This window comes from Sphingobacterium puteale (assembly GCF_050986225.1).
In the GTDB taxonomy this organism is placed as follows: Bacteria; Bacteroidota; Bacteroidia; order Sphingobacteriales; family Sphingobacteriaceae; genus Sphingobacterium; species Sphingobacterium puteale.
The window spans coordinates 5533023-5559311 of sequence record NZ_CP158959.1; the positions used below are offsets into that span (position 1 = coordinate 5533023).

Sequence of the window (26289 nt, forward strand, 5' to 3'; positions counted from 1 at the left end):
AATTAAAAGAATTAAAAACTTGCCGAAAGACCAAAAGCAAAAGATTTGCTGATCGGTTGCGCATAATAATTACCATAGGTTTCTGGGTCAAAATATCCCTCATAATTCGCCCCAAAAACAAATAGATTACGCCCCTCTACATTCACACGCAAATTGTTTGCTCCGATCTTTTTGCTTAAGCCTGCAGGCAAGGTATATCCAAGACGAATGCTATTGATACGGACATAACTCATTTTCTTCGCCCAGATATCGTACTGACTAAATGAATTGATCGGATCATTACTTTCCATCCAGCCATACGCCATCCAACGGTCATTTAGTTCCGAACTGATACTTCCCAATGCCGGCAACGCTTTATTTCCTTGCAAAGCCATCAACAGATCTTTGGTATAATTCTGTCCACGATCTACGAGCGCCGGATTGTAGGTTGGCGCACGGTTTACCCAACGCTCTAAATTGAATACAGCTGAAATCGCCAGATCAAAATTAGCATAGCGAAAACGGTTGGTCATACCACCAGTAAACTTAGGGTCTTTACTGCCCTTATATTTAAATTTCGAGCGATAGACTGCCGCGGTCATATCCGTCTGCGACATATATCCCGGTAAGAATTCCGCCCATGGATCGTATAATCCGTAAAACTCTTCAAAACTCGAAACAGAGCCATCCTGATTTCTGAATTGCATCACACCGTCTTTATCCAATCCAGCTGTTTCCAGTACATACATACCATTGATCGGACGCCCCTCTTGTGTCTCTGGTGCATAAGCTTTGGGATTATTCATGACCTTCAATAATTTATTATTATTGTGGGCAATGTTAAAATCCGTTGACCAGGAGAATTTTTCGGTCTGAATCTGACGGCTCGTTATGGTCAATTCCACCCCCTGATTTCTTGCCGAAGCCCAGTTTACCTGGACATCCTGGAAACCATTTTCCATAGGTAAGGCACTATTTGCAATCAGGTCTTTACTTGTTCTATTGTAATAATCAACTGTAATATTCAGCCTATTTTTCCAAAGCCCCAAATCAATTCCAGCGTTATAAGATTGTGTGCGTTCCCAACGTAATTTGTCATTGGCAGGCATACCTACCACTACTGTTCCTTCTGGATAGCCAGGTAGTATCGTTGAATTGTCATAGTTTCCAACAATAAACGGATAGGTATTGCGATCCACATTTCCCTGAATACCATACGAAGCACGGACACGGAGATCAGATAAGGCTGTTTTACCCTTGATAAATTCTTCTTCCAGCACATTCCAAGATCCAGACAATGACCAGATCGGCAGAAAACGATATTGCGGATCTACCCCAAACATATTGGAACCATCATAACGAATGCTACCATAGACATTATATTTGCGGTCAAAGGTATAAGTCGCATTTCCATAAAAAGAGGCATATGAATTCTCTATAAACCCTTTTTTATAGGGATTAAATCGTTTATCATCCTGATAGTTGCTATTCGGAAAAACAATATTCTGTGTGGTCAAAGTTGATGGATTATACCCAAAACCTTTGGATGAAACCATTGTATTCTTACTTCGTCTCAGTTCTGTTCCGCCCATGAGTTCCAGCTCATGTTTTTCATTCCAGGTTTTGTTGTATTTTAAGTAAGTTTTCCAGTTGTATTGAAAAATGCTATTATGGTTATTTTCAATTTTACCGCCTGTAGGTAAAAAATATTTAAACGTTTTACTTGCGGAATCGTAATACCTTGTTGCAGCACGCAATTTACGGGTGTTGTAACTTTCCTGATCGGCAAATCGCTCCATACTATTTTCATCAAACTGCAAGCCAAATTCGGTACGTAAAGACAATTGCGGTATAATGGTATACTCCAGGTAACCAATCGCTTTCAACGCCTTATTTGTCAATGCATATTTGGTATTTTCCCGCTCTTCTATTGAATTAAAAGAAATGTAGGTATCTTTTTCATAGCCTTCGATATCCGGATCGTAATTATACTTCCCAGATTGATCGCGCACAGTCAAATAAGGGTTAACCAAACGCATATAATTACTCGGATTGGTAAATGCATCGTCATCCTGGATCGGGTTTCGTCTGTTTGAAACCGACCCTAGTAAATTAATTCCTGCTTTAAACCGATCGTTAATATTGAAATCATTGTTTAATGTCAATGAATAACGGCGTAGATCTGCTCCTTTAGTTGCTCCTTTTTCATCATAAAAGCCGCTGGACAGATAATAACGATGCGCGTCATTACCCCCAGAGATCGAGGCTGAATACTGCTGGTTTAAGGCCTGACGGTACAACTCTTTTCCCCAGTCTGTTTGCTGAAGGCGCAATTGATTGATGGATTGCTGCACATCCGGAGACAAAGCGGCTAATCCGCCAGAACGATAAGCATCCAGTGCATCTGCGTTATCCAGAATACGCATAATCGCCCCCTTACCTGTACGGTAATTCAAGTCGGTGCGGTTGGCCATTAATAACTCAAAATCCACCTTCTCGTTGGCGTTCATCAAGTTGAGTTTGCCAAAGTCGGGACGTTCGGTAACAAAGGTATTTGCTGAGACCTGTAATTTCGCCGGACCTGACTTACCTCTTTTTGTCGTGATCACAATAACGCCGTTAGCTGCACGCGCACCATAAATCGAAGTTGCTGCCGCATCTTTTAATACCGTGATATCTGCAATATCATCGGGATTGATTCCTGCGATCGGAAGATTATTCAGACTATTCAGGTTATCCTTATCAATCCGATTCGGCAATTCTGTCCCTTCTATAGGTAATCCATCAATAACCCACAACGGATCCTGTGTACCATTGAGTGATACTGTACCGCGGATACGGATCTGTGGCGCACTATTTGGACCACCATTAAAATTGCTCAATTGTAAACCTGCTACCTGACCAGCAAGCATTTCATCAATAGATGCAACACCTGTCTGCTTGATATCAGCTACATTGATTTTATTATATGCTGTTGTATTTTTACGTTTTTTGATATCGGTATATCCTGTTACAATGACTTCATCCAGTGATTCACCACTCGGTTGTAGCAAAATCGTTCTGTGATCCTGAAATACCGGAACCTGAATACGTTGGTATCCCACATAACTGATGGTGACGTATTTTAAGTTTCCCGGAACTTTTAAGCGAAATTCGCCCGAAGCGTCAGTCAATGATCCCAATGCAGATTGCTGTACCTGATTGGGTACGCCAATGTCCTCCGCTACTGCCGAACTTTCGACAACAACCGTCGCCCCCACGACGGGCTTTAATGTGACCGCATCCAGTACCTTTCCTTTCAGCTCCTTGGATTCCTGTGCCTGTGCCATTTGCACACACATAAAGGTCAGCGGTATTAAAAACTTATTCATTTTGGTAGATGTTGATATAATAGATGTTAATATATTAGTTCAATTCCAGGGTATTTGCAATACGCAATTGCAGATCCATATAATGTGCCTTTGTTGTGGCATCTCCTGTCCGGTGTTTCTGTTTCAACAATTGGTAGATCTCATACAGTTCAGCACGTTTATAGGTCAGCATATCCGATGTACGGATCATTCCTGTGACATGTACATTACGTAAACCCGTTTGTGCAGAAGCTGCATGATGCGGATGCAAGCACAGATTAGGTTGAGTTCCCTCAATCAATTGTTCGACACCAGCTAATTTCTTGGCATTTAATTTCTCCATGGACTTATTCGTAGAGACCATCAGTACATCCACGTAATTCTGCTGCAACATGCGTGTTTTAAGATCCAATGCCTGTTCACTGACCGTTTTTGCGAAGATCTCCTTGCGTACCGATGCTAAAAATGCTGGTGCACTCCATGCCTTCTTGTCGCCAAAGAGGTTTTCCATTTCAACCATGCGCAGTAGACGCTCATCGTTGACCAATTTATAGAGCATAGCATACTGAAATTCGCGCTGAAGATTATAAGGTGCATATTCAAACGGTCCCATAGGTGAATCTCTTAAAGGAAAAGTTTTCGCCATCAGTTCCGGAACAAATAGCCACTCCGGCATATAGAACACATTTTTCTTTAAATATTCCAGTGCAGCTACCTGCTTCTCCTTAGGGACTGGGCTATACGCATTCTTTTGGTCGCCCAAAACAGCATTTTCAAGATAAATACCACCAATATTATTGAGCACATGGTCAGCGTAAGCATACCATTGACCAACGACGCCCATATATAATTTACCGGCACGATAATAGTCGTCCCCCGTATTTGTGGTCCAGTTGATGATATTCGGCATCATTCGACGCAAATTTTTCATCCCATATTCACCAGCTTTCATTGCATCATCACCAAGATCTTCGGATTGTGCGCGTGGATCGACAATATTCTTGGAATCCTGTTGTTCACCATAATGATATATCGGGTCATGCACATGAGCATCAATTTCTTTCCGCAACAACGGTATTTCATCCCAAGGTTGTGCTTTGCCGTACCAGCGGTAAGCCCATCCGATAGCATACTTATCATAGGCTCCGATCACTGGTGTAATCTGTTCAACACCGTCTTCAGGTTGCGCGACATAGTTGAAGCGCGCATAATCCATAATCGATGGTGCCGTACCGCCCATTTTTGCCGTAAAGCTTTTGCTACGGAGTGAATCCACTGGAAAACTGGCCGACGACCCCATATTGTGCATTAGCCCTAAGGTATGTCCGATCTCATGGGAAGAAACAAAACGGATGGCATGGGCCATTTTTTCATCCGAGAACACGTTCGACCGCACGGAGGTATCCACGATACCTGTTTGTATGCGCATCCAGCTATTTAGGATCGTCATCACGTTATGCCACCAGATCACATCCGCTTCTAAAATTTCGCCTGAACGGGGATCCACCACAGATGGCCCCATCGCATTGGCCTGCGCTGACGCAGCGTATACAATAGAAGATACATTTGCATCATCCGGATCAAATTTGACACTATCCGGTTGTTGTTTGGCCAAAATCGCATTTTTAAAACCGGCTGCCTCAAATGCTTCCTGCCAGTCGTGAACACCGTCGATGATGGCTTGTCGCCATTGTTTTGGTGTGGCCGGATCCAGGTAAAAAACAATAGGTTTCTTTGGTTCTACCAATTCACCTTTCAGGTAACGGGCTTTGTCCTCATCTTTCGGCTCAAGCCGCCAGCGGTTCACCAGATTTTTTTTATCCAGTTCCTGTTGTTTATCGTTAAAATACCAACGCGGCGAGGTAAAAAAACCAATACGCGGATCCGCAAAACGTGCTACCATCGGCGTTTCAGGCAGTTCATAAAGGTTACTTGTTACCTCTAATGAAACTGGTACCGATTCATTTCCCTCTGTTACCTTTGTCGACAAGACCGATTTCACAACAATATTATTGGAGTACGATTTAATTTCTTCGATGGTCGATATACTGGTTTTAGGAGAAGTACCTAAACCCAAAGCGGTGAAAACATCCGTAAAGCTCTTCTCTGATCCATCAAACACTTTATTGACTTTGATCACCACGGCACTGGAGTCTTTTGAATAACTCTCCACCTTGAACGATTCAATGTAAGAGGGACGATAATTATCATAGACCGATGCAGCAATCGCATCCCCTTTAGGCACTTCCACCTGAGGTTTAATCTCCGAAACCCATACCTCTTTTTTCTCTTTGCGCAGGGTAAACCGAATGACCTTATTTTCATAGTTCATTCCCTTATTTACACCAGCTTCATTCAGTGCTAAGGGAACGGAAGACAATTTTTGGATCAGGAGAATGTCCTGTCCCATTTTTTTCAATGGAATTTCAAAGTAATAATTATTTTCCTTTCGGATCACAGCAAACATGCCGCTATCCACGCGTGCATCTTTAAACAGTTTGTCATAGGCAATCGTCGTATCTTTCTTGGCGGTAGAATCTTTCGCAGAGGTAACAGTCTCTTTTTTTCGTAAACCTACAGTTTGCAATACAGAACAAGATTGCATGAGGCCTGCCGAAAATAAGAGGCTTAGGGCTAGCTTGGTATAAGTGTTGTTCATTTAGAATAATTATTTCTGAGTGCTGTTTTTCAATAGCATCCATGCATTTGTTGCACCCGCTTTGTTTTTCAATGGCATTGAAGCGATCAGCTGCGCAGGATAGTTCTCTTATCACGCGCTATTGAGCTGAAGATCATTTCATCCGAATAAGATTAGGTTAATCTTGCAATTAAATTCCTAGATCAGGAGCCAAATTTGTTAAAAATATTGTACAGAATCACTTCAAAAGGGACGAGCACGTATTTCATACGTATGAACACGCGCTTCAAAACTACGAACACGTATCCAGCAGAACTATTCCTGTACTAATCTAACGATCCAGTAGGGGTAAATTGACAAAAAAACAGCCCTTTTCTTTTCCATAACCAAAGCCATCCAGTGTATAATGGGAATACATAGACGCTAGGTAATTAAGTCCATATCCCTCCCCTTCCGTTGCAGTTCCTTGCCGCGGCTGCCAATTGTTGCTTACTTGGATGATATTGACCTCCGATAGATAAACAATATGGATCTGAAGTGGATTTTCCGTTGAAATACGTGTATGCTTAATCGCGTTTTCCACCAGCATCTGCAAGGCCAGACGTGGTAGCCGCGCACCCATCACATCCATTGGAATGGAAATTTCCATATCTTTCAACGCTGTTCCAAAACGCACCTGCTGCAAAAAGAAATAAGCTTTTGCCAGTTCCAGCTCTTCCTGTACCGAAGACCAGTCCGACTCGTCCGTACGCAGCATTTTTCGATAGACCTTGGTCATTTTACCGACAAATGACTTGGCCAGATCATTGTCCTTCCCGATCAGATATTGGAGCGAGCCAAAGGTATTGAACAAAAAATGTGGATTGATCTGCTGCTGCAGTTGAACCAGACGCATCTGCGTATATTCATTTTCCTGTTGCAGCGCCATTAATTTGAGCTGCTGAGTCTTGCGGCGCTCCAGTACATTAAAATAGATAAGCGCTATGGCTACGAGCATCAGGCCTACGCCAAGTAATATACTATAGGTCATGACCCCCTGAACTTCCTCCTCAATGGTCAACAGCAGGGTACTTACCCGAATTTCACCCCCCACAAAAATAATGGAACAGGGATAGGAGGTAACCATCACATCCAGCTTTAGGTAATCCGATTTGACGATCTTCCCCTGAGTAATAATATCCCCGTCCTTCGGAAGCCCCCATTTTCGGTTTTCAGGTGAAACGATGCAGATCCCTTTATCGCTAAATATTTCAAAATAAGCCCTTCTGCCAAAATAGCGATTGGCGAAATAAGCATTTAATTTTTCAATATCGACATAGATATGGTATAAGCGATGCTGTATCGTACGCGTTTTGAGCAGTATCCACATCCTATTGTCGACACGGTCCAACTCGCTTGCAGGAATGAGAATAAGTAAGGAATCACGACCGATATCCCCTGACGGCACGGTTTCAATCAACCTTTTCTCAGACGTGTATAACTCCTGCTGTAACAATTCCAGTTGCTTATTCAGCAGCAGCATATTTTCATCGGCAAAATCTACCAATATTCTTTTATTCAGTCGATCTATTTTATGATGAATCATACCGAGCAGTCCCCCACCTATCAACAGCAACAAAAGCAAACAGAAAATGAGGATGGTACCGCTTTTCTGTTCAGCATTTTTAAATCGAAATTTCACGCTGCAAAAATACGGGAAAAATCCCGAGCATTACAAAACCAGCTGATAAGAAAGGACTTTTGCCGATCCGTTTGTCATTGAATCACGACATATTTTAGGTAAAAAGCCAAAAATAAATCTATCAATAAGCGAACTTTAGCAATAAATTTCGGAATTTTGTAGCCACAAAAAAACAACACTGTGTCAAAAGCAACATTTCTAAAACTTGCCAAACGAATCTCTATCGGTCTCGCAAGTTTAATAACACTATTAGTTCTTTGTATATTATCTATTCCCTATATCTTCGAAAAGGAAGTAAACGACAAAGTCAAGTCGTTGGCAAACGAACATATCAATGGGGATCTCAATTATACAAAGGTCAGATTGACCTTCTTTGATCAATTCCCACTATTGACAGCGTCAATGGATGACGTGTTGCTAAAGGGCGCTGAGCCATTCAAAAAAGACACCCTGCTTGCAGCCAAACAGGTAAGCTTTGGGATTGACCTCCTGAGCCTGCTCAAATCAAAAATCATTATTGACAAGTTTATCGTCAACCAAGGAAAGATCAATATTTTGGTTGATTCCTCAGGTAATGCAAACTATAATATCTACAAGTCTACACCAACGGATTCCACCAAGACAAAAGATAATTCCGAGAGCAGCGCACTGGCTTTTCAGCTGATCAGATTTGAAAAGACTAATCTACATTACGAAGATCAATCTATCCCATTATGGATTGACGCAAAAAATCTGGACTACGAGGGTAAAGGTGATCTGATGTCGAATATCTTTGATTTGAATACCAGAGCCAAGATTGCCGCTTTTTCTTTTTCCTTTGACAATGAACTCTATGTCGACAAAAAATCCATTGACGCCACCTTATTAACCCGTATCAACACCGATAATCTATCCTTTGTATTTGAACGAAATGATATCAAGATTAACCGGCTACCAGTAAGATTCCGGGGATTATTATCCTTTATCTCACACGGTTATCATCTTGATTTCAAGTTAAAATCCCAGGAGAGTACCCTGAGTGAATTGCTGTCACTGGTTCCAAATAGTTACGCCTCATGGATAAAGGATCTATCCGTAAAGGGTACATCCGAAGTATTTGTAAATTTAATCGGTGATTATATTGTTGACAATAATGAGATGCCCGATTTATCCCTGGGACTGACCATCAATAACGGATATATGGCTTATAAACAATCCAATAATCCATTGACAGACTGGAATGCAAAATTAAAGATTGATCTTCCGGCATTAAATCCCGACTCGCTCCGGATTGACCTCAGACAATTTGACTTTAAAGTCGCATCAGGTTACTTCAATGCAAAAGGACAGATCGTGGGGCTCCATCCGGTCACTGTACATGCCGACATGAAAAGCGATCTCGACCTAGGTATCCTCTATTCTTCCCTACAATTTCCCGGATTCTCCTTGGGCGGGCGATGGAATCTTGACGCAAAAATCGACGGAACCTATGCCCGTGCAACACGCAGAGTTGGTCTCCAGAAACGCGAGCAAGAATATATCGCTTCCATACCGACATTTGATATTAAAAACACCCTAACGGATGGACATTTCAAATTGGCCGATCTCCCTAAAGGACTTGAAAAGATCGCGTATCGCTTAGAAGCAAAAGATCCGGACGGCCAAATGAAAAGCGCATCCATTTCTATTCACGATATCTCAGTTCAGGCGCTCAATAACTATATTAAAGGTTATGTTTCAATAACAGATTTCAACAAAATTGCGGTACAGTCCGATCTTAAGGCCCTATTCAATTTGGCCGATATCAAAAGCTTCTATCCGGTCAAAGATATCGAACTGGCAGGCCTGATCGATGTCAACCTCAATGCAAAAGGGTATGTCGATCTCAAACGGAATATTTTTCCGGAAACCAATACCTCCATTGTGATGAAAAACGGCTTTATCAAATCCAAGGAATACCCTATTCCAATGGAAAATATACATGTTGAAGCTTTTGTAAATAGCAAAAAAGGATCATTACGTGATTTAAGTGTAAAAATACTACCTGTCTCATTCACATTTGCCGGAGAACCTTTTTTCCTGCATGCAGATCTGCGCAATTTCAATAACATCAACTATAATATTCAATCCAAAGGAAAACTCAACCTTGGTCCCATCTATAAGTTTTTCGCCTTGGACGGAACCAATGTCGATGGTTTTATCCACACAGATTTTAGCCTCAAGGGACTCCAGAGCGATGCAACCAGTGGCCGCTATTCCAGACTCAATAATCGTGGACGCATCAATATCGGCCAGATCCAGGTACAGACAGACCTACTCTCTCAGCCTATAGCGATCAAAAGCGGTGACTTTAGTTTTCATCAGGAGAAAATGAACTTTGATAGATTCCTGGTCAACTATGGTAGAAATTCGATCTCCATAAAAGGTTACATGAATAATATCATCAATTATCTGACAAATAGCAACGCCGCTTTACAAGGACAGTTCACACTCAATAGTAAAAAAATCACTGTGGATGACTTCATGGTTTTTGCAGATACGCCTTCAGCAGCGTCCTCTTCTTCGGAGACAGGTGTGGTCCTTTTGCCTAAAAATCTTGATGTTCAGGTGCTAGGTTTGGTCAACAATGTTTCTTACAACAACATGAACATCAAAGATTTTAAGGGGGATCTACAGATCAAAGAAGGCAAACTGACGCTCAACAACACTACTTTTGAACTGGCAGGATTAAAAGCAGCTATGAATGGAAATTATAGACCAATAAATCCCCGTAGAGCCTCATTCGACTACGCCGTAAAAGCGGACAGCTTTGATATCCAACGTGCCTATAAAGAAATTCCAATGTTCAGAGAGATGGTGACTGCTGCCAAAAATGCCCATGGCCTTGTATCGCTGGATTATAAATTAGGAGGGTTACTGAACGGTAATATGCAGCCTGTCATGCCTTCCATTGTCGGTGAAGGTACCCTGACATTGAACCAGATTAAATTCAGAGGTTTCAAATTACTAAATGGCATCAGCGAATCTACCTCAAAAGAAAAATTGAAAGACGGCGAAGTGAAAAAAGTCGTCATCAAATCGCATATCAAAAATAATGTCATGACCATTGAACGTACCAAAATGAAGATGATGGGATTCAGACCACGATTTGAAGGTCAAGTTACATTAGATGGACGGATGAATCTTGGGTTCAGACTCGGACTGCCTCCATTTGGAATCTTCGGAATCCCAATGCGCATCACGGGTACCGCTGATAATTTTCAACTCAAAATGGGAAAATATAGAGAGGAGGATCTCGACATGGACATGGACGATGAGGACAGCAAAATCTATAAAGAATCCCAAAAAGAAAATACCACGGCGGAAAAATAGATAGTAAAATCTAGATCCCATTATTTAAGAATATAGTGGGATTTATTATCTTTATTACTGCATTTAAACACATTGAAACTATGCGATATCTAACAAGCGTATTATTTGCGGTATTGGCCATCTGTAGCTGGTCAAGTTTTAGCGCCGTTCAAGATCAAAAAAATCCATTGTATGGAAAGATATTTCGGGAAATAAATGAAATCCCCGGATTGAGCAGTTACGGCCATGCTTCCGGAGCAGTAATAGATGCGGGTAAAAGTGCCAGTGGAGACTATCGCTTTGCCGCCGGATATTATACCAACGATAAAAACGGCATCTGTATTTTAAACGAATTGCTTGACGACAAGGAGAATGGAAAGGGGCAGGTAAAATATAAAATACTGGACACGATCAATATCCGTAAACTGAAATCCAACGAACAGCTTAGTCTCTGTAATTGCAGGTTAGGCAAAAAAGTAGACAGTGAAATTGTTGCCATTAGCGTTGTGGAAGAAAACAAAGAATACTTTGATCAGATTGTCGAAGCCTGGCGATTGAATACCAGGACCGGAAAAATTAGTCCGATAAAGCATACTAAAACAATCAATTGTACCAATGAAGGCTATAGCATCTAATAAGGCTGCCCGAGGCATTTAGCCTAGATCAGGCCATCTGCTTTCAATTTGTCAAAGACATATAATACACCGATGACCTGAATAGGTTCACGTAAATAATCTTCATGGGAGAAGTACTTCACTTCTCCTATTTCATTACTAGGCTGTATCGTTTCTGTGAGCGGATATAGAAAGCAGTCTTGTTCCATGATCACTTCGGGTACCATACCATACGCAGGGGCCGTGATGTGACAGTAGTATGAAATCTTTTTGGGATCAAGGTCGATGTTCAGTTCCTCTGAAATCTCCCGGCGAAGGGATTGCAGGGAATCTTCCCCCGCATCAATTTTTCCACCGGGAAGATACCAGGCTTTTTTATTGTTGCTATAAGCAAGTAATATTTTATGATCCGCTATACTAATCAATCCAGCTGTTGGTAAACCTTGTACAATTGTAGACATTCGTTTCTTTGTATATTCTAATTTAAAGTATCGTTCTGTATTAAAGTATCCTGTCGTGAAGTTACTTTTTTAACGGCATTTTTCCAAGTACAACTCTATCACCTCATCGAGGCAAGCTATGCCGCTGCACCCTGATTTATCAATAAAATTCCGCAGAGAACGGCGAAACACAATTCTCCAATTAATTAATGCTTGTGATAAGTTTAATTAATGCATCTGATACGAACGATTTTTGGAATAGTGATCATTTTTCAGAAGCAATCTTTTCAAGCTCCTAAGAAAAATCTGCGCATGTTCCATTGTAAAACATAGCGGTGGCAAAAGCCGCAAAGTATAAGCACCGGCATATCCCGTAAAGATTTTCTCGCCAAACAGCAGTTCATGACGCAGCTGCCGTATATCAGTGTCAAACTCCACACCGATCATTAATCCCTTTCCCCGCACCTCAGCAATGCCCGTCATGTCCTGTAATTCTTCCATTAAAAATGTACCAACCTTTGCCGCATTATCCATCAGCTTTTCATCCCGAATAACTTCCAATACAGCAATTGCTGCCGCACAGGCCAGATGATTGCCTCCAAAGGTTGTTCCCAGTTGCCCCATTATGGGTGTGATGTCAGGAGAGATCAGCGTTGCGGCCATCGGGAGGCCATTGGCAATTCCTTTCGCCACAGTAATCAGATCCCCTTTTATTCCGGCATGCTGATGTGCAAAAAATTTCCCCGTACGGCCATATCCTGACTGGATCTCATCGAGAATAAGCATCGTTCCCGTCGCCGTACAGATCTGCCTGATTTCTCGTAAAAACGCTGCGGAAGCAACATGGATTCCGCCGACTCCTTGAATCGGTTCTACAATCAGGGCGCAGTATTCCTCCGTTTCCAGCTGTTTTCTCAAACTGGACGGGTCATTGAAAGGTGTAAAAAAATAATGACGATTATCGTTTACCGCAGCTCGGATGCTAATTATATCGGTAGCGGATACAGCTCCCGAAGTGCGTCCGTGAAAAGCATTGGATAGGGATAAAACCTTTTTTCGTCCCGTAACAAAAGAAGATAGCTTCAAGGCATTTTCGTTTGCCTCCGCACCGGAATTAGAGAAAAACACCCCATAGTCTACATACCCACTGATCAGTCCCAATTGATCTGCCAGTTTATTTTGCAGATCATTGTATATCGTATTCGAATAGAAACCGATCTTATTGAGCTGACGCAAGGTACTTTCTACAATATGCGGATGGGTATGCCCTACAGCAATAACAGCATGTCCACCATACATATCCAAGTAAGCCTGTCCCGACTGGTCGTACACAAAGCAGCCAGCAGCACGGTCAATCTGTATGGCCAATTTTTCAAATACCGAAAATGGTTTCATCAAATGATCAAGATTTGGTTTACCTCAAAAATCAGATTAAATCTCCCCTTAGAGGTGGTCCAGTATCAATTTAAAGTCAATAGTCCAGTCTCGGATAGCGAATGCAAGCTACTCATCACAAGTCGAATGCATGAACAACAAATGCGCTCGGATCACTGTAAGAGGTTTCAATCTTGCAGAACAATTGTATCTTTGGGTGAATTACCCGATATAATTGATCATGCTCAGACCCTGGAATTTGACAATGGAGATTGACCGATCTTCCCCAAAGGCGATTTACTTACAGCTAGCAGATAGTATTGCTGCGGATATACAGTCGGGCAGATTAACCCGCGGAACAGCGCTGCCCAGCAGCAGGGCACTCGCGGCACAATTAAAACTAAACCGCAATACGGTTGTTGAAGCGTTCCAGCAGCTTCTGAGTGAAGGCTGGGTAGTGAGTGAGCAACGCCGTGGAATTTTCGTTGCCCAGCAGCTTCCACAATTAATTGCCACAACCGAATACACAGCGCACAGCATCACTGAACCACAGGCCTCAGTACCACTGCGTATTATCTTTGATGATGGTAATCCGGATAGTAAAATCGCACCCATAGATCAGCTTGGACGTGCCTATCGGCAGATTTTTAAACGGAGTGCCCGATGGAAAATGATGGGGTATGCTGATCCGAGAGGACATATTGACTTCAGGCAGGCGATCGCGGATATGCTCAATCAGGAGCGTAATATGAATATTACGCTGGACAACCTATGCATCAGCCGTGGCAGCCAAATGGCTATGTACCTCGTTGCTCAATGCCTATTGAAAAAGGACGATTTTATCTTCGTTGAATCTCCGGGTTATCATTCAGCCTGGAAGATTTTTGAGCATACTGGCGCACAACTCATAGAAATCCCTGTCGACCAGGATGGAATTCTTGTTGAGGAAATGATCCCCCATTTCAAAGAAAACAAAAATATTAAGGCAGCATACCTTACACCACATCGGCAGTACCCGACTACGGCTACATTAAGTCAGGCACGTAGATCCGAGCTGATTCAACTGTCCAATCGGTATGGATTTACGCTTATCGAGGATGATTATGACTACGAATTTCACTTCGACCATACGCCATGTTACCCGCTGGCTGCTGATACCGAACTACAAAGCTCGATCTACATCGGGACATTGAGCAAAGTGGTCGCCCCCGCACTTCGCATAGGTTATCTGGTCAGCAAAGATGAACATCTTTTGCAGGCTATCGCGCAACTGCGCTATATGGTCGATATACAGGGAGATAATATCATGGAGCAGGCAGTTCTGGAACTTATCCAGGATGGTACCGTTAGAAGACACATCCGCAAAGCCACCAACTATTACAGGAACAAGCGCGACTTTATGGTCAAACAGCTGGACCTGCATCTATCGGAGCATATCAGTTATCAACCTCCTCGAGGCGGATTGGCTGTCTGGCTTGAATTCAGACATCAGGTAAACTGGACATTATTGTTCAAAAAGCTGAAAGAAAAATCAATTCATATCCCCCACCCCGACAATTACCATAAAGACAATTGCTATGGAGGCTTGCGCCTAGGGTATGGTTCACTTTCCGAAGAACAGATCGAAGACGGAATCCAGATCTTAGCCGATCTCCTCCAGCTTGCCCGAATTTCATAAAATGCTCTCAATCCATCAAAAAAAGATAGACCGTTTCCTTATTCTGAAAAGAACAAAAAGATTAATATTTCGAAAAACACAAAACAAACAACATATAATTTCGCCCCATTAAGACCAATTAAAAGATTAGTATAGACTAAAGGTTAAAAACGGTTAATTTTGCCACAAAACGTAATTATTTTGTCAAAAACCTATCTTTTCCGCTTTTAATTGTACAAATTAACCGTAGTTTTACGGCGCAAAATTACACCCTGTCTAATTTGTTAGATCTGGCTGTATAAAAAGAGAGAAAAGAGTACATTATTTTATGACTGAAAGAATACCGAGCAGGCCGTATGCAGCAATAACTGGGGTTGGAGGATATATTCCACCAAACAGAAGATCCAATACCGATTTAGAGCAGTTTTGCGAGACCTCCGATGAATGGATTATCAAACGTACAGGAATTAAGGAGCGAAGGATATTGGATGAAAATCTTGCCACATCGGACATGGCGGTCAAAGCCATTCAGGATTTAGCAAAGCAATACAATAAAGACCTTCGGGATGTCGATGCGCTTATCGTCGCAACTTCAACACCAGATATGCCTATGCCAGCAACGGCAAATATTATTCTCGAAAAATTGGGATTGTCCAACGTATGGGCTTTTGATGTCAATGCAGCTTGTTCAGGTTTTCTCTATGCACTGGATATGGCGTCGTCACTTGTGGAGACACAACGTTACAAAAATATTCTTGTTGTCGGCGCAGATAACATCAGTACCTATGTCGATCTAAAAGATCGTTCCACCAATATTCTTTTCGGCGATGGCGCTGGAGTTATATGGCTCGAACCTTCACTTGAAGGGGGCGTCATGGATGCCTACCTACGTAGCAATGGCGCTGGACGTGAGTTTTTGAAAATCGAGGCCGGTGGTTCACTCTACCCGATTGACAGTAATCTTCCTGTAAACGACAACCGCTTTCTCAAGCAAGACGGCAAAACAGTTTTCAAACATGCTGTTCAGTCCATGAGTGATGCTTGTAATACCGTTTTACAGCGTAATAACTTACAAATTGAGGATATAAACTGGTTAATTCCACATCAAGCCAACCAACGTATCATCGATGCCGTTGGCCGCAGTCTTAATATCCCTGAAGACAGAGCACTCAGCAATATCGAATACTTAGGCAATACCATTGCTGCGACGATCCCTTTGTGTATCTGGCAAAATATAAAGAAACTGAACACCGGTGATTTAGTGATGCTTACGGCTTTCGGAGCAGGCTTTTCCTGGGGAGCGAGCATCTTTAAGTGGATGATCTAACAATCAAAACAGCGTCGGTCAAAAGTCCCTGAGCAATATAAAAAGCGCCAGAAATCGTTAAATTTCTGGCGCTTTCTTTTGTACTTTCCATTATGGAGAACATCTGCTTAAAAACGTTGGACTTCCGGAGAAACAAGAGGTCTAAAAATTCATCTCAACAAGTATATTAACAGGGAGCTAATAGGAACATTGTCCGTGCTCCATACGGACCTCATTCGGATGAAAGCGTATAAAAGTCCGAATAATTTCACAATCAGACCTATGTTATTGAAGGAGATAATCCCCGCTTGCCCCTTTATTAGCCTGTAAAAGAGAAAAATAAAATCGTTCGTTAATAATTCAACGATAGTCCTACACCAAATCCCATATCGCTGTCATAATGCGTTCTGAAAGCCATATTTTTTGTAATGACATAATTCAGCCCTGCCATATATTCAAGGTCCGAGTTGACCATAAAATCACCACGTATTCTACGGGAGATCGGGATATCCTCACGCATCATTTGCAATCGGACAATACCGTCATGATATACTTCGGCCTGAAAATTTACCAGCATCGGCAGTGTATACATAAAACCCAGACTCACCGCCTTGCGGCTATCTTTTTTATTGGCCTGACCAAAGATGTTTTTTTCATGTTCGTCTTCACCCATTCGGCGGTAGCGGTAATCAAAACCTACAAAAGGCATAAACCACTGCATCTTTCCGAAAAACCGTCCCAGGTGTGTCTCCACCTCATAACCATGCATATCGTTGTAACCCAATCGCCATTCCGACCCAAGTTGCCAGCGCGCATTCTGGAACATCGCCTGGCCATCATTTCCGTTGGTCGCAAAATCATTCTGCGCCATGAAATGCGTCATATTGCTTTCATGTTGCAGCTCTTTATAGGCTTTGGCTTTATCGGGTAGATATGGATTTTTATAGTCATCCACAGCAAATACCCGGTTCATTCCGGCCATCATATGGTATAAGATATGGCAATGGAAAAACCAATCACCTTCTTCATTTGCCAAAAATTCTATGGTATCGGTCTCCATTGGCATGATATCGACCACATTTTTCAGCGGAGCCTTTGTGCCTTTACCATTTAGCAGCCTAAAGTCAAAGCCATGCAAATGGATCGGGTGGCGCATCATCGAGTTGTTGTAGATGGTAATCCGTAACACCTCCCCTTTTTTCACCGGGATCTTATCCGTTTCCGAAAGGATCTTGTTATCCATGCTCCACACATAGCGGTTCATGTTTCCCGTAAGCGTAAACTTAAGGTTACGCACAGGAGCGCTCTTTGGCAATTCGGTATCATGGGGAGATTCTAGCATCGCATAATTCAATGTGACAATATCCCCCAATGCATTCGCATTGTAACGGTTTGGATCCTCATCCGCCTTCATCTTACCGTGATCCATACCACTATGCTTACCATGATCTTCTTTTTTCTTTCCATCTCCGGTAATTTCAGAATACATGACCACATTCATATCCATCTGATTCAGGCTCATATTCATGCCCATATCATTCAGATTACCATCCATCTTCATCATGTCATTCATCATCTTCATTCCCTCAAAATATTTGAGACGAGGGAGTGGTGAAATCAATTGCTTGATGCCATTACCAACAAAATAACTTGCCGATTGGGTCCGATCCTCCGTTGTCGCCATAAACTCGTAGGCTGTTCCCACATTCGGGATCGTCACCACGACATCATAGGTCTCCGATACGGCGATCATTAGCCTATCCACCTCCACAGGTACCACATCATTCCCATCATTAGCGACCACGGTAATTTTTCCACCGGCGTAGCGCAACCAAAAATAGGATGAAGCGCCACCATTGGAAATCCGTAAACGCACTTTATCTCCCGCCTTCAATACTTTGCCGTCCACTTCCTTTAGATCCGTGGAATGGGCACCATTCAACAGAATCTTGTCGTAGTACACATCACTGACATCCATGGCGAGCTGACGCTTCCACTCATTGGTGATTTTCGTTCCAAATTTCCCCTCTTTGATCGCCTCCGCGTAAGATTGTGTCGCCCCTTTTTTAATGGCTGCCCAGTCATTTCCCGTATGCAGCATCCGCTGAATATTATCCGGATTATAATTTGTCCACTCGCTTATGATGACCGGAATAGTAGGTAAGTCATCTATCCCTTTGCGAAAAGTCTTGTCATCGCCCCGTTTGTTCAGAATAAGACTACCGTACATACCGATCTGTTCCTGCAAACCCGAGTGCGAATGATACCAGTGTGTTCCATGCTGGATGATCGGGAAACGATAGGTATAGGTTGAATTAGGCTTGATAGGTTCCTGTGTCAGATGCGGTACGCCGTCCTCTTTGTTCGGCAGAAAGATACCGTGCCAGTGTAGGGAGGTACTCTCTTTCAGTTCATTATGAACTACAATTTCCGCGGTGTCTCCCTCGGTAAATGTCAAGGTTGGCATAGGGATCTGTCCATTTACGGCAATGGCACGTTTTGCTTTGCCTGCATAGTTCACAATGGTGTCCCGAACATACAGTTCGTGACGTACCACCTTCTGTGCCAACACAGCAGCCTGTGTCATCAATAGTAAAACAATTATTAATATATTTCTCTTATTACTCATTTTCATGCAATTACTTAATTAAAACTCCATTACTTTTAGGTCCCGCACCATACTGATAGACCAGCTGTGCGCCATGGTGCCCCGTGATACATACTGCGACTGACAAACTTATCAACAAAATTACGATCAAACAGTTTGCCCAGATGACAGAACTCAACCTTAGTGACATGAACCGAACAGCTGTGGTAATTCCCGCCATCCAGAAGGTAAGCCAGGCATAACGCTGGTGAATATCAAACACAGCAAAGGCTTCTCCATCGGCATCTCCCGAAATATGGGATGCTGTCTGGATTGCTGCAAAAGCCCCTATTGTTCCCAAAAGCAATAGGACAAAAGTCACTATATTTAACTCCCGTCGGTATCGGTTATAGCTTACAGCCACCACCTGACTGAGCAAAGCTAAAAGCAGCAGTACAAATCTTCCTTCGCCGTATGTGCGGCCTGCGTATGATTCGGTTTTGAGTTGTTGCAGGCAGCAAGTGTCATTGCTGCAACTACAATCCGTATGATTCTTTTCATTTTAAATCTATTTATTGATTTAAATTTTCAACATACTTCCGATAATTATCTTCGTTCTCAAAGTAAGAAACCTCACCTTGATCACCAGTTATCGCAATTGCGGCACTGGCCTTATCTACCTCTTTCCCGGACAGAGGATCAATAGCAACACGAACAGCGGCTTCGTTAGGGATTCGTTCCTTACACATGTCACAGCAACCATAATAAACCCTACCCTCATGTTTAACCATCAGCTGTTTCTTGGCCATAAAAGCATCGTTGACCATGCACACCTCTTCAGTAGGCACAAGATCTCCCTTTTTGTATTGTTTCGTAGCAGCTGCCAACTGCATTATTGTATCCTTTTCGGACTCCATAAGTATCGCCTTCGATTTGCTTTGTGGATTGGTGCATGCCGTCAATAAGAAGACAAACACCGCTATAATAGCAACTAAATATTTCATTGGGTCTGCTATTTGTTAAGCGTTTCAACTGTACTTCCACAAGTGATCATCTGCGATCCGTAGAAGGGGTTTTTAACCGCTTTTTCCTTACTCAACCAGTTTGCACCTTTGCCGTCATTAAACATCGGACAATGTTGATAGTAGACAGGACTCCCGAAAGAACTCACTTTGGCCAATTCATAGAGCTTCAGGGAAAGCGAGGCAAATGCCACACGTTGTTTGGTCACATCTTTGCTCTTAGTAATGGCAGCGGCGTCAGTAGTCAGGTTGTCCATCACTTTCATCCATACGGTATGTTCGGCGGGAGCAAGCTTATTCATATTCACGGCTTTGACCGCCTCCTGCAATAGGGCAGCTTTATTTGCTGCCGCCGATGCATCTGTTTTGACCAGCGCATCTTTTAAAGCGAAGTATTGATTGAGCAGATTGGTCAACTGTGTGTCTTTTCCCTTACCCGCGTCCGTTTCCGCCGCTGCTTGATGGGCTGAATGATCGGCTGCCGGCATGCTCCGTTGTCCGTCCTGCGAAATGACTTTCATAGGCTGGCTTTCTGCCTTTGGCTTCAAGGTTCTGGCGTATTGATCGGCTTTAGGCAACTGTGCATAAACATCATCCGGAGCCAGAAATTTCTCATTATCAAATCCCGCCAGGGCAATCCGTTTTAAGATTTCATCTGCATTTGTTTTTGACGCATCATAGGTAATGGTCGCCATATTCGTTTCCCGGTCCCACTCCACCTGGGCAGACTTTCCAGACTTACCTTCTCCCTCAATGACCGCTTTCGCCGCCGGCGTATTTCCAAACACCTTTACGGTCGCTGTTTTCGCATTTTTGATCTGTGCATGTATTGTAACATTGGTCAGTAATACCAGGCTTACCATACCAATTAGTGAAATTGATTTCATAGTTAAATTATATATTTTGCGCTTGTTACGCTTGATTTGTCTTTAAACATCGTTTCCAATCCCTACATATTTGATCTGTGTTTGTACTTTTCAAATAGGGATATTTCACGATAAATAAAATTTGATTAAATAAATACCAATGAAAACTGCTCTTCAAAGCAATTGAGCTGCTGACTGGCATCGGATAATGTCAGCCAATGGGAATTTTCATTGAATAACTAAAAGAGATTTTGAATGTAGAAAACGATTCAAAAGGAATAGCATGGGCTATTGTCGATTAGGCTATTTTGGGTGGTTGCCAGATCGAAAAATAAGCATCCGAACAAAAAGATTGCTTATACAGGGTGTATAGTTTTAATTGATCCGTATCAAAAAGTAAGATCAATTCCGCTTCATAAAAAGGAATAATGGGATTACACTGCGTGGAGGTTCGGCAAGATTTTTCGCCGCAATGTTTACTGCAGCCATCACCGTGATCTTGTGTTGTTTGTGAATCCTCGCTTTTATCCTTACAGCAATCCTTTCCTTCGATATCTTTTATATCGCGGCTATTCTGCGCATGATGTAAATCTTGACCTTTGTCAGTAGCTTTTATACCTTCACCCTTATCGGCCGCATTTACATATGGTTCTTTTTCCGAGCAACAGGACTTTTTGTCCTCCTGCTTGGTTTTTTCAGGACTCAGATGGCAGGCAAACACCGGGCTCGGAGCTAAAAACAGCCCCAATATACAGATGACCAACAGGATGTTGACTTTTACCCACATAACGGATTAAAATTTATCTTTTTTCAGCTACCCGATTACAAATGTCAGGTTAAATCTTCTATTACGGAATAAAGGTCGCAATTTTTTTCCAAATCGCTGTTGTACTATTTTTTATTTTATTTATAAGATTTCATTTCCGGTCTCCGAAATGACACCTATCTATTTCTCCTGTTCCTTGATCCATTTAAGCATCAGTAGGCAGCCGGGCTTATATACGCCACCGTGGTCAAAGCCCTGCAATTGATACAGAGACGTTTTGGTATGCCCAACCTGTTTTAGTATCGCTGCGAGATGCGCATTCTCTTCGTATCTAGCTGGAAGTTCCAATTGTGGATCACCGGTAATCAATACAGTAGCAGGTGCGTCCTTACGTGCAAAGGATATCGGCGCATATTGATCCATCTGCGGGATTGCCATCGACTGTCCGCGTTCCTTTTTGATCGTATAATGTGTATTGGTCTGACCACTGATCGGTATCAGCCCCTTTATTTTATTTGCGCTGACCCCCCGTTTTTGCAGATAACTGCTATCAAGTCCCACCATTAGCGCCAGATATCCTCCCGCAGAATGTCCCGAAACATAAATCTTCGCCGGATCACCCCCATAAGATGCAATATGTGAAAAGGCCCAGGCTACAGCTTCAGCAGCATCGTCAATATAATCCGGGGCTTTCACTTTGGGGCTCAGTCTATAATTGACCGCAACCACCGCCAGCCCTTTCTCCTTAAGTTCCAAAGGAATAAATTTATTCCCTTCTTCCAGTCCTCCGCCATGAAACCACACAATCGTGGAAAAGTTCTTTCGATCGGTCGGGACATAGAGATCGAGCTTGCAACGTTCTTTTTTATACCCGTCGGTATCAGTAATTTTACAATAGCTAATATTTTCTATGGTACGGTATTTTTGCGCAAAAATTTGGTTCGATGAAATGAGTAAAAAGAATACAATAAGAAATTTTGAAGACATATTAAATGGGTTTAAGGATTCACATCCATAAAGTTAGCAAAAACCTTTCAGATCCCTCTCTCCTCTGCACAGATTGTTTGTCCTGCCATACGAAGCAACGGTTCAACAGCATCTATACATTTTTTTCGGAGAATATTCAGTATTACCTCGTGGAGGACATAACAAAAGATAAATTTTCCTGTTATTAGTAAGGAAACTGTAATTACTTTAGAAAAAATTATTAACGTAATATGGAGCAGATAAAAATACAGACACATATTGCTGCGCGGGTGGAAACCATCTGGAATGCCTACACCTCTGCGGAGGACATCATGGAATGGAACCGGGCATCTGAAGACTGGCATTGCACGGACGCAATTAACGATTTACGCGTCGGGGGAAAATTTAAAAATCGCATGGAAGCAAAGGACGGTTCGGTCGGCTTCGATCTTACAGGAACCTATACTGCACTTGAGCCCTTTAAAAAAATCGCCTATGTGATGCCCGATGGCCGTCAGGTAACAATCAATTTTAATACAAAAAAATCTGCTACGGATATCGAGGTTATTTTTGATGCCGAGTCTGAAAATCCTATCGAGGTGCAACGCCACGGTTGGCAAGCCATCCTCGACAATTTTAAAGCTTATGTGGAAAAAACATACGGCAACACATCCTATGGACAGACGCATTAAATACATCGGTTATTGGCCTTTGCTGCGGCAACGATCATCCCAACGAATAGACATATAATAACGGACATACTTGGATTGCTAACGACAATGGTTATCTTTAGCCAAAATTTGATGTCCCAGTATATACCCTACGGATCAAATTCCAACGAAAAGCGATAAAGACATAACATATGACAATAATTAACAATTATGAAGAGTACAAAGCCTTTGAAGGAAAGTCATTAGGCGAATCTCAATGGCACACAATCGACCAAAAACAGATTAACCAGTTTGCAGATGCAACATTAGACCACCAATGGATTCACCTCGACAGCGAAAGAGCGAAAACAGAGAGTCCGTTTAAATCAACCATTGCACATGGTTATCTGACATTATCACTTATTCCTTATTTGTGGAAGCAGATTGCCGAAGTACGGAATGTCAAAATGGAAATCAATTATGGTATCGAAAATCTGCGTTTTGCGCAGCCTGTGCTGGTCGATAATGAAGTACAATTACATACACACGTTAAATCTGTTGCCAACCTCAGGGGAGTTGTCAAAGTAACCATTGAGGCAACCTTAAAAATTAAAGATAGTGCCAAACCGGCCTATGTGGGGGATGTCATCTTTTTATACCACTTCAATTAAGTCAATCAGAACAACATCCATTTTAATGGATTTAGACAGACTATTTGTATGTTAGCTGATTTAGAAATAAAACAGATCACAAATCATAAGGACTATCCTTATGATTTGTTGCTTTTGGCAGATGAGACAGTCGCTGCTATCAATAAGTATCTTTTTGATTCCGCTGTCTTTGTTGTCGAGGAACATCAGCAGCCCATTGCTGTATTTTGTTTGTACCACATCGATAATGAAACCCTGGAAATCAAAAATATCGCCGTCACCCCCGCGTACCAGAACAGCGGGCTTGGCAGTAAAATATTACGTCATATCCAACAAACTTATTCTGCGCAATATACAAATCTGATTGTTGGAACGGCAGATTGCGGTCTGGACCAGATCAGATTCTACGAACGCAATGGTTTTGTTAAATATGGTATCCGTCCGAATTTTTTTATTGAAAATTACGAACAGCCCATCTATGAAAACGGTCAATTGTTAAAAGATATGGTTTTACTGAAATACCAGTCCCAACATTCCTAAAGTCGGTTTTCTGTTGCTATTCGACGCGCACTATATTTCTACAGACAGAAATAAATATAAAGCAACACGGGGACGGCGAGGCTCAGCCACAATATCAGCCCCTGCAAGATCGCCTTACAACCTACAGACAGCAACACATCTCTCGACAGGCTGGCTCCAATCAGAAAGAGCGTCAAGGTGAGTCCGGCTTTAGCGATCTCAACAACATAAGTTCCCATACTCCTGAAAAATGGAATATAGCTATTCAGGATAATAGCCAATATAAATAATCCGATAAAATATGGAATCTTGATACGCGTCCCCTTATTTTTAAAGGCAAGGGCGCTCAACAACGAAATCGGAATTATCCATAATGCCCGTGTTAATTTAACGGTTGTCGCCACCTGTAGCGCCTCGGAACCATACTTACTTGCCGCACCAACCACCGAACTCGTATCCTGTATCGCAACGGCACACCAGAGTCCAAATTGTGTCTGGGAGAGATCCAGGAAACCACCGATGACCGGGAATACAAATAGGGCAACAGCATTTAAGACAAAGATGGTTCCCAACGCTACACTGATCTGCTTTTCATTCGCCTTCATTGTGGGTGAAACTGCAGCGATGGCACTCCCGCCGCAAATAGCTGTTCCTACAGTGATGAGATAAGCGGTCATTTTTTCTAGCTTTAACAATTCAGCCAATACATAGCCCAGCAACAATGTTCCGATAATAGAAATAACTGTTAGCAAAAAACCGTCTTTGCCCGTCTGAACAGCATTATCAATATGCATACCAAAGCCTAAGCCGACAACGGAGAGCTGTAACAGCATCTGCGTGGCTCTATGATTAACAGCCAAAAAGGGATGTCCGATCCATTGGGCAACAATAATACCTAGCAGCAGCGCCAAAGGAGCCGATATGATCGGTGTCAGACATAGGATAAGTAAGAGAGTAAAGATGATTTCCCGGATGGAGATCTTTTTATTGAGCATATGCTTGTATCGCATCGTAAAGTTTATCTTTTTGTACATGATAACTGTGTTTGATCTTGCACAAAATTGAATAACTTTTACTCATGAATAAAACTACAAAAACTAATGAGTCATAACTAAAAATTATACAGAATTAAATATGGAAGAATCAGCATTTAATATCATTAGATGAGAGCCGGATTAATTGCGTTAATGGATAATTATCCAGAGCCGTATTGCACTATGTTTGCTCAACCGGAAAAATAATAGGTATAAGCTAACATAAAGAATAAAAATAACCCTTATATTTCAGTAGGCTTCAAAAAAATTAAATAAAACAATGAGACTAACTGCGACACACCCCAAACTACCGATGCGCGACAAAGCTGTCACAAGTGATTTTTACTTAGGCCAGCTAGGGTTCATGCCTTGCGGCACCGAAGATTATGAAGGGTATCTGATGATCAAAAAAGATCAGATCGAGATTCATTTTTTTGAATTCAGGGAGCTGTCTCCCGAAGAAAATTATGGCATGATCTATATCCGCACCGATGATATTGATGCACTCTATCAATCTTTTCTAGCACGCAACATTGCTATCCATCCGAATGGCAAACTGGAGACAAAACCTTGGGGTCAGCGTGAATTTTCCATATTGGATCCGGATAACAATTTGCTAACGTTCGGACAGGAGGATTAGCGCTAAACATTCGACCCAAAGATCATCAACCTGATGCTAAGGTAGTTACTATATCGGACACAAGCAGACTGAACAGATGGCACTTTATTGAAGCTATGCTGTCCAATGGAAAACGACACGACATACAAAGAGGAAATATCCGTTCAGACGATTAGATACGACAAGAAAAAATAAAAAAAATGCCTGTCATCATCACGCGAAAACGGAGTATAACGATGAC

General features: G+C 42.2%; 20 protein-coding genes. 8 read left to right on the plus strand and 12 right to left on the minus strand.

Translation table 11 applies throughout. The features are described from left to right. Positions 1–11: 11 nt before the first annotated feature. From ABTV71_RS23210 to ABTV71_RS23220, 3 genes are all read right to left on the minus strand, one after another. Entirely contained in the window at positions 12–3350 is a 3339-nt protein-coding gene (locus tag ABTV71_RS23210) for a SusC/RagA family TonB-linked outer membrane protein (RefSeq protein WP_433901263.1), read from the minus strand. 34 nt (positions 3351–3384) lie between these two features. Then, on the minus strand, positions 3385–5988 hold the full coding sequence (locus tag ABTV71_RS23215) for a zinc-dependent metalloprotease (protein ID WP_433901264.1): 2604 nt from the start codon (positions 5986–5988) through the stop codon (positions 3385–3387). A gap of 310 nt (positions 5989–6298) precedes the next feature. Further along, positions 6299–7648: a sensor histidine kinase gene (locus tag ABTV71_RS23220; RefSeq protein ID WP_433901265.1), complete on the minus strand. Its 1350-nt coding sequence runs from the start codon at positions 7646–7648 to the stop codon at positions 6299–6301. Between the two features lie 180 nt (positions 7649–7828). On the opposite strand from ABTV71_RS23220, the gene ABTV71_RS23225 reads away from it, so the two are divergent. Together ABTV71_RS23225 and ABTV71_RS23230 are read left to right on the plus strand one after the other, a co-directional pair. Next, a complete protein-coding gene (locus tag ABTV71_RS23225; protein ID WP_433901266.1) occupies positions 7829–10999 on the plus strand; it encodes an AsmA family protein in 3171 nt (1056 codons plus the stop codon). A gap of 80 nt (positions 11000–11079) precedes the next feature. After that, a complete protein-coding gene (locus tag ABTV71_RS23230; RefSeq protein WP_433901267.1) occupies positions 11080–11613 on the plus strand; it encodes a hypothetical protein in 534 nt (177 codons plus the stop codon). Positions 11614–11636: 23 nt separating this feature from the next. Here the strand turns inward: ABTV71_RS23230 and ABTV71_RS23235 are convergent, their stop codons facing one another. Then, on the minus strand, positions 11637–12053 hold the full coding sequence (locus tag ABTV71_RS23235; RefSeq protein WP_121125871.1) for an NUDIX hydrolase: 417 nt from the start codon (positions 12051–12053) through the stop codon (positions 11637–11639). A 207-nt stretch (positions 12054–12260) separates the two neighbouring features. Continuing rightward, entirely contained in the window at positions 12261–13427 is a 1167-nt protein-coding gene (locus tag ABTV71_RS23240; protein ID WP_433901268.1) for an aspartate aminotransferase family protein, read from the minus strand. Between the two features lie 244 nt (positions 13428–13671). Here ABTV71_RS23240 and ABTV71_RS23245 point away from each other — a divergent pair, with 244 nt between their 5' ends. Beyond that, on the plus strand, positions 13672–15084 hold the full coding sequence (locus tag ABTV71_RS23245) for a PLP-dependent aminotransferase family protein (RefSeq protein WP_433901269.1): 1413 nt from the start codon (positions 13672–13674) through the stop codon (positions 15082–15084). Positions 15085–15391: 307 nt separating this feature from the next. After that, entirely contained in the window at positions 15392–16390 is a 999-nt protein-coding gene (locus ABTV71_RS23250) for a beta-ketoacyl-ACP synthase III (protein ID WP_121125874.1), read from the plus strand. Between the two features lie 331 nt (positions 16391–16721). Here ABTV71_RS23250 and ABTV71_RS23255 read toward each other — a convergent pair whose 3' ends face one another. The 6 genes from ABTV71_RS23255 to ABTV71_RS23280 all read right to left on the minus strand — a co-directional run bounded on the left by ABTV71_RS23255 (position 16722) and on the right by ABTV71_RS23280 (position 22597). After that, positions 16722–18998: a multicopper oxidase family protein gene (locus ABTV71_RS23255; protein WP_433901270.1), complete on the minus strand. Its 2277-nt coding sequence runs from the start codon at positions 18996–18998 to the stop codon at positions 16722–16724. Between the two features lie 10 nt (positions 18999–19008). After that, complete coding sequence (locus tag ABTV71_RS23260) at positions 19009–19338, minus strand: hypothetical protein (RefSeq protein WP_433901271.1); 330 nt, start codon at positions 19336–19338, stop codon at positions 19009–19011. 190 nt (positions 19339–19528) lie between these two features. Beyond that, positions 19529–19960, minus strand: a complete 432-nt coding sequence (locus ABTV71_RS23265; protein ID WP_121125876.1) for a hypothetical protein — start codon at positions 19958–19960, stop codon at positions 19529–19531. An 8-nt stretch (positions 19961–19968) separates the two neighbouring features. Continuing rightward, positions 19969–20865, minus strand: a complete 897-nt coding sequence (locus ABTV71_RS23270; protein ID WP_433901272.1) for a DUF3347 domain-containing protein — start codon at positions 20863–20865, stop codon at positions 19969–19971. Between the two features lie 277 nt (positions 20866–21142). After that, entirely contained in the window at positions 21143–21631 is a 489-nt protein-coding gene (locus ABTV71_RS23275; RefSeq protein WP_433901273.1) for a hypothetical protein, read from the minus strand. A gap of 159 nt (positions 21632–21790) precedes the next feature. Beyond that, positions 21791–22597, minus strand: a complete 807-nt coding sequence (locus ABTV71_RS23280; RefSeq protein ID WP_433901274.1) for an alpha/beta hydrolase — start codon at positions 22595–22597, stop codon at positions 21791–21793. 230 nt (positions 22598–22827) lie between these two features. Here ABTV71_RS23280 and ABTV71_RS23285 point away from each other — a divergent pair, with 230 nt between their 5' ends. The 3 genes from ABTV71_RS23285 (at position 22828) to ABTV71_RS23295 (ending at position 24416) form a co-directional block, all read left to right on the plus strand. Then, positions 22828–23268, plus strand: a complete 441-nt coding sequence (locus tag ABTV71_RS23285; RefSeq protein ID WP_433901275.1) for an SRPBCC domain-containing protein — start codon at positions 22828–22830, stop codon at positions 23266–23268. Between the two features lie 170 nt (positions 23269–23438). Beyond that, entirely contained in the window at positions 23439–23897 is a 459-nt protein-coding gene (locus tag ABTV71_RS23290; RefSeq protein ID WP_104384189.1) for a MaoC family dehydratase, read from the plus strand. 48 nt (positions 23898–23945) lie between these two features. Beyond that, entirely contained in the window at positions 23946–24416 is a 471-nt protein-coding gene (locus ABTV71_RS23295) for a GNAT family N-acetyltransferase (protein ID WP_433901276.1), read from the plus strand. A gap of 38 nt (positions 24417–24454) precedes the next feature. Here the strand turns inward: ABTV71_RS23295 and ABTV71_RS23300 are convergent, their stop codons facing one another. Continuing rightward, the gene (locus tag ABTV71_RS23300; RefSeq protein ID WP_433901277.1) at positions 24455–25429 is read right to left on the minus strand and encodes a YeiH family protein; all 975 of its coding nucleotides are present in this window, start codon (positions 25427–25429) and stop codon (positions 24455–24457) included. A 280-nt stretch (positions 25430–25709) separates the two neighbouring features. Between ABTV71_RS23300 and ABTV71_RS23305 the strand changes: the two genes are divergently transcribed. Beyond that, on the plus strand, positions 25710–26069 hold the full coding sequence (locus ABTV71_RS23305) for a bleomycin resistance protein (protein ID WP_121125882.1): 360 nt from the start codon (positions 25710–25712) through the stop codon (positions 26067–26069). The last annotated feature ends 220 nt before the right edge of the window (positions 26070–26289 follow it).

Bases quoted from the DNA above. Each gene is read 5' to 3' on its own strand.
- ABTV71_RS23210 (WP_433901263.1), bottom strand. From the start codon at position 3,350: ATGAATAAGTTTTTAATACCGCTGACCTTTATGTGTGTGCAAATGGCA.
- ABTV71_RS23215 (WP_433901264.1), bottom strand. From the start codon at position 5,988: ATGAACAACACTTATACCAAGCTAGCCCTAAGCCTCTTATTTTCGGCA.
- ABTV71_RS23230 (WP_433901267.1), top strand. From the start codon at position 11,080: ATGCGATATCTAACAAGCGTATTATTTGCGGTATTGGCCATCTGTAGC.
- ABTV71_RS23235 (WP_121125871.1), bottom strand. From the start codon at position 12,053: ATGTCTACAATTGTACAAGGTTTACCAACAGCTGGATTGATTAGTATA.
- ABTV71_RS23240 (WP_433901268.1), bottom strand. From the start codon at position 13,427: ATGAAACCATTTTCGGTATTTGAAAAATTGGCCATACAGATTGACCGT.
- ABTV71_RS23245 (WP_433901269.1), top strand. From the start codon at position 13,672: ATGGAGATTGACCGATCTTCCCCAAAGGCGATTTACTTACAGCTAGCA.
- ABTV71_RS23250 (WP_121125874.1), top strand. From the start codon at position 15,392: ATGACTGAAAGAATACCGAGCAGGCCGTATGCAGCAATAACTGGGGTT.
- ABTV71_RS23255 (WP_433901270.1), bottom strand. From the start codon at position 18,998: ATGAGTAATAAGAGAAATATATTAATAATTGTTTTACTATTGATGACA.
- ABTV71_RS23265 (WP_121125876.1), bottom strand. From the start codon at position 19,960: ATGAAATATTTAGTTGCTATTATAGCGGTGTTTGTCTTCTTATTGACG.
- ABTV71_RS23270 (WP_433901272.1), bottom strand. From the start codon at position 20,865: ATGAAATCAATTTCACTAATTGGTATGGTAAGCCTGGTATTACTGACC.
- ABTV71_RS23275 (WP_433901273.1), bottom strand. From the start codon at position 21,631: ATGTGGGTAAAAGTCAACATCCTGTTGGTCATCTGTATATTGGGGCTG.
- ABTV71_RS23280 (WP_433901274.1), bottom strand. From the start codon at position 22,597: ATGTCTTCAAAATTTCTTATTGTATTCTTTTTACTCATTTCATCGAAC.
- ABTV71_RS23285 (WP_433901275.1), top strand. From the start codon at position 22,828: ATGGAGCAGATAAAAATACAGACACATATTGCTGCGCGGGTGGAAACC.
- ABTV71_RS23290 (WP_104384189.1), top strand. From the start codon at position 23,439: ATGACAATAATTAACAATTATGAAGAGTACAAAGCCTTTGAAGGAAAG.
- ABTV71_RS23295 (WP_433901276.1), top strand. From the start codon at position 23,946: ATGTTAGCTGATTTAGAAATAAAACAGATCACAAATCATAAGGACTAT.
- ABTV71_RS23300 (WP_433901277.1), bottom strand. From the start codon at position 25,429: ATGTACAAAAAGATAAACTTTACGATGCGATACAAGCATATGCTCAAT.
- ABTV71_RS23305 (WP_121125882.1), top strand. From the start codon at position 25,710: ATGAGACTAACTGCGACACACCCCAAACTACCGATGCGCGACAAAGCT.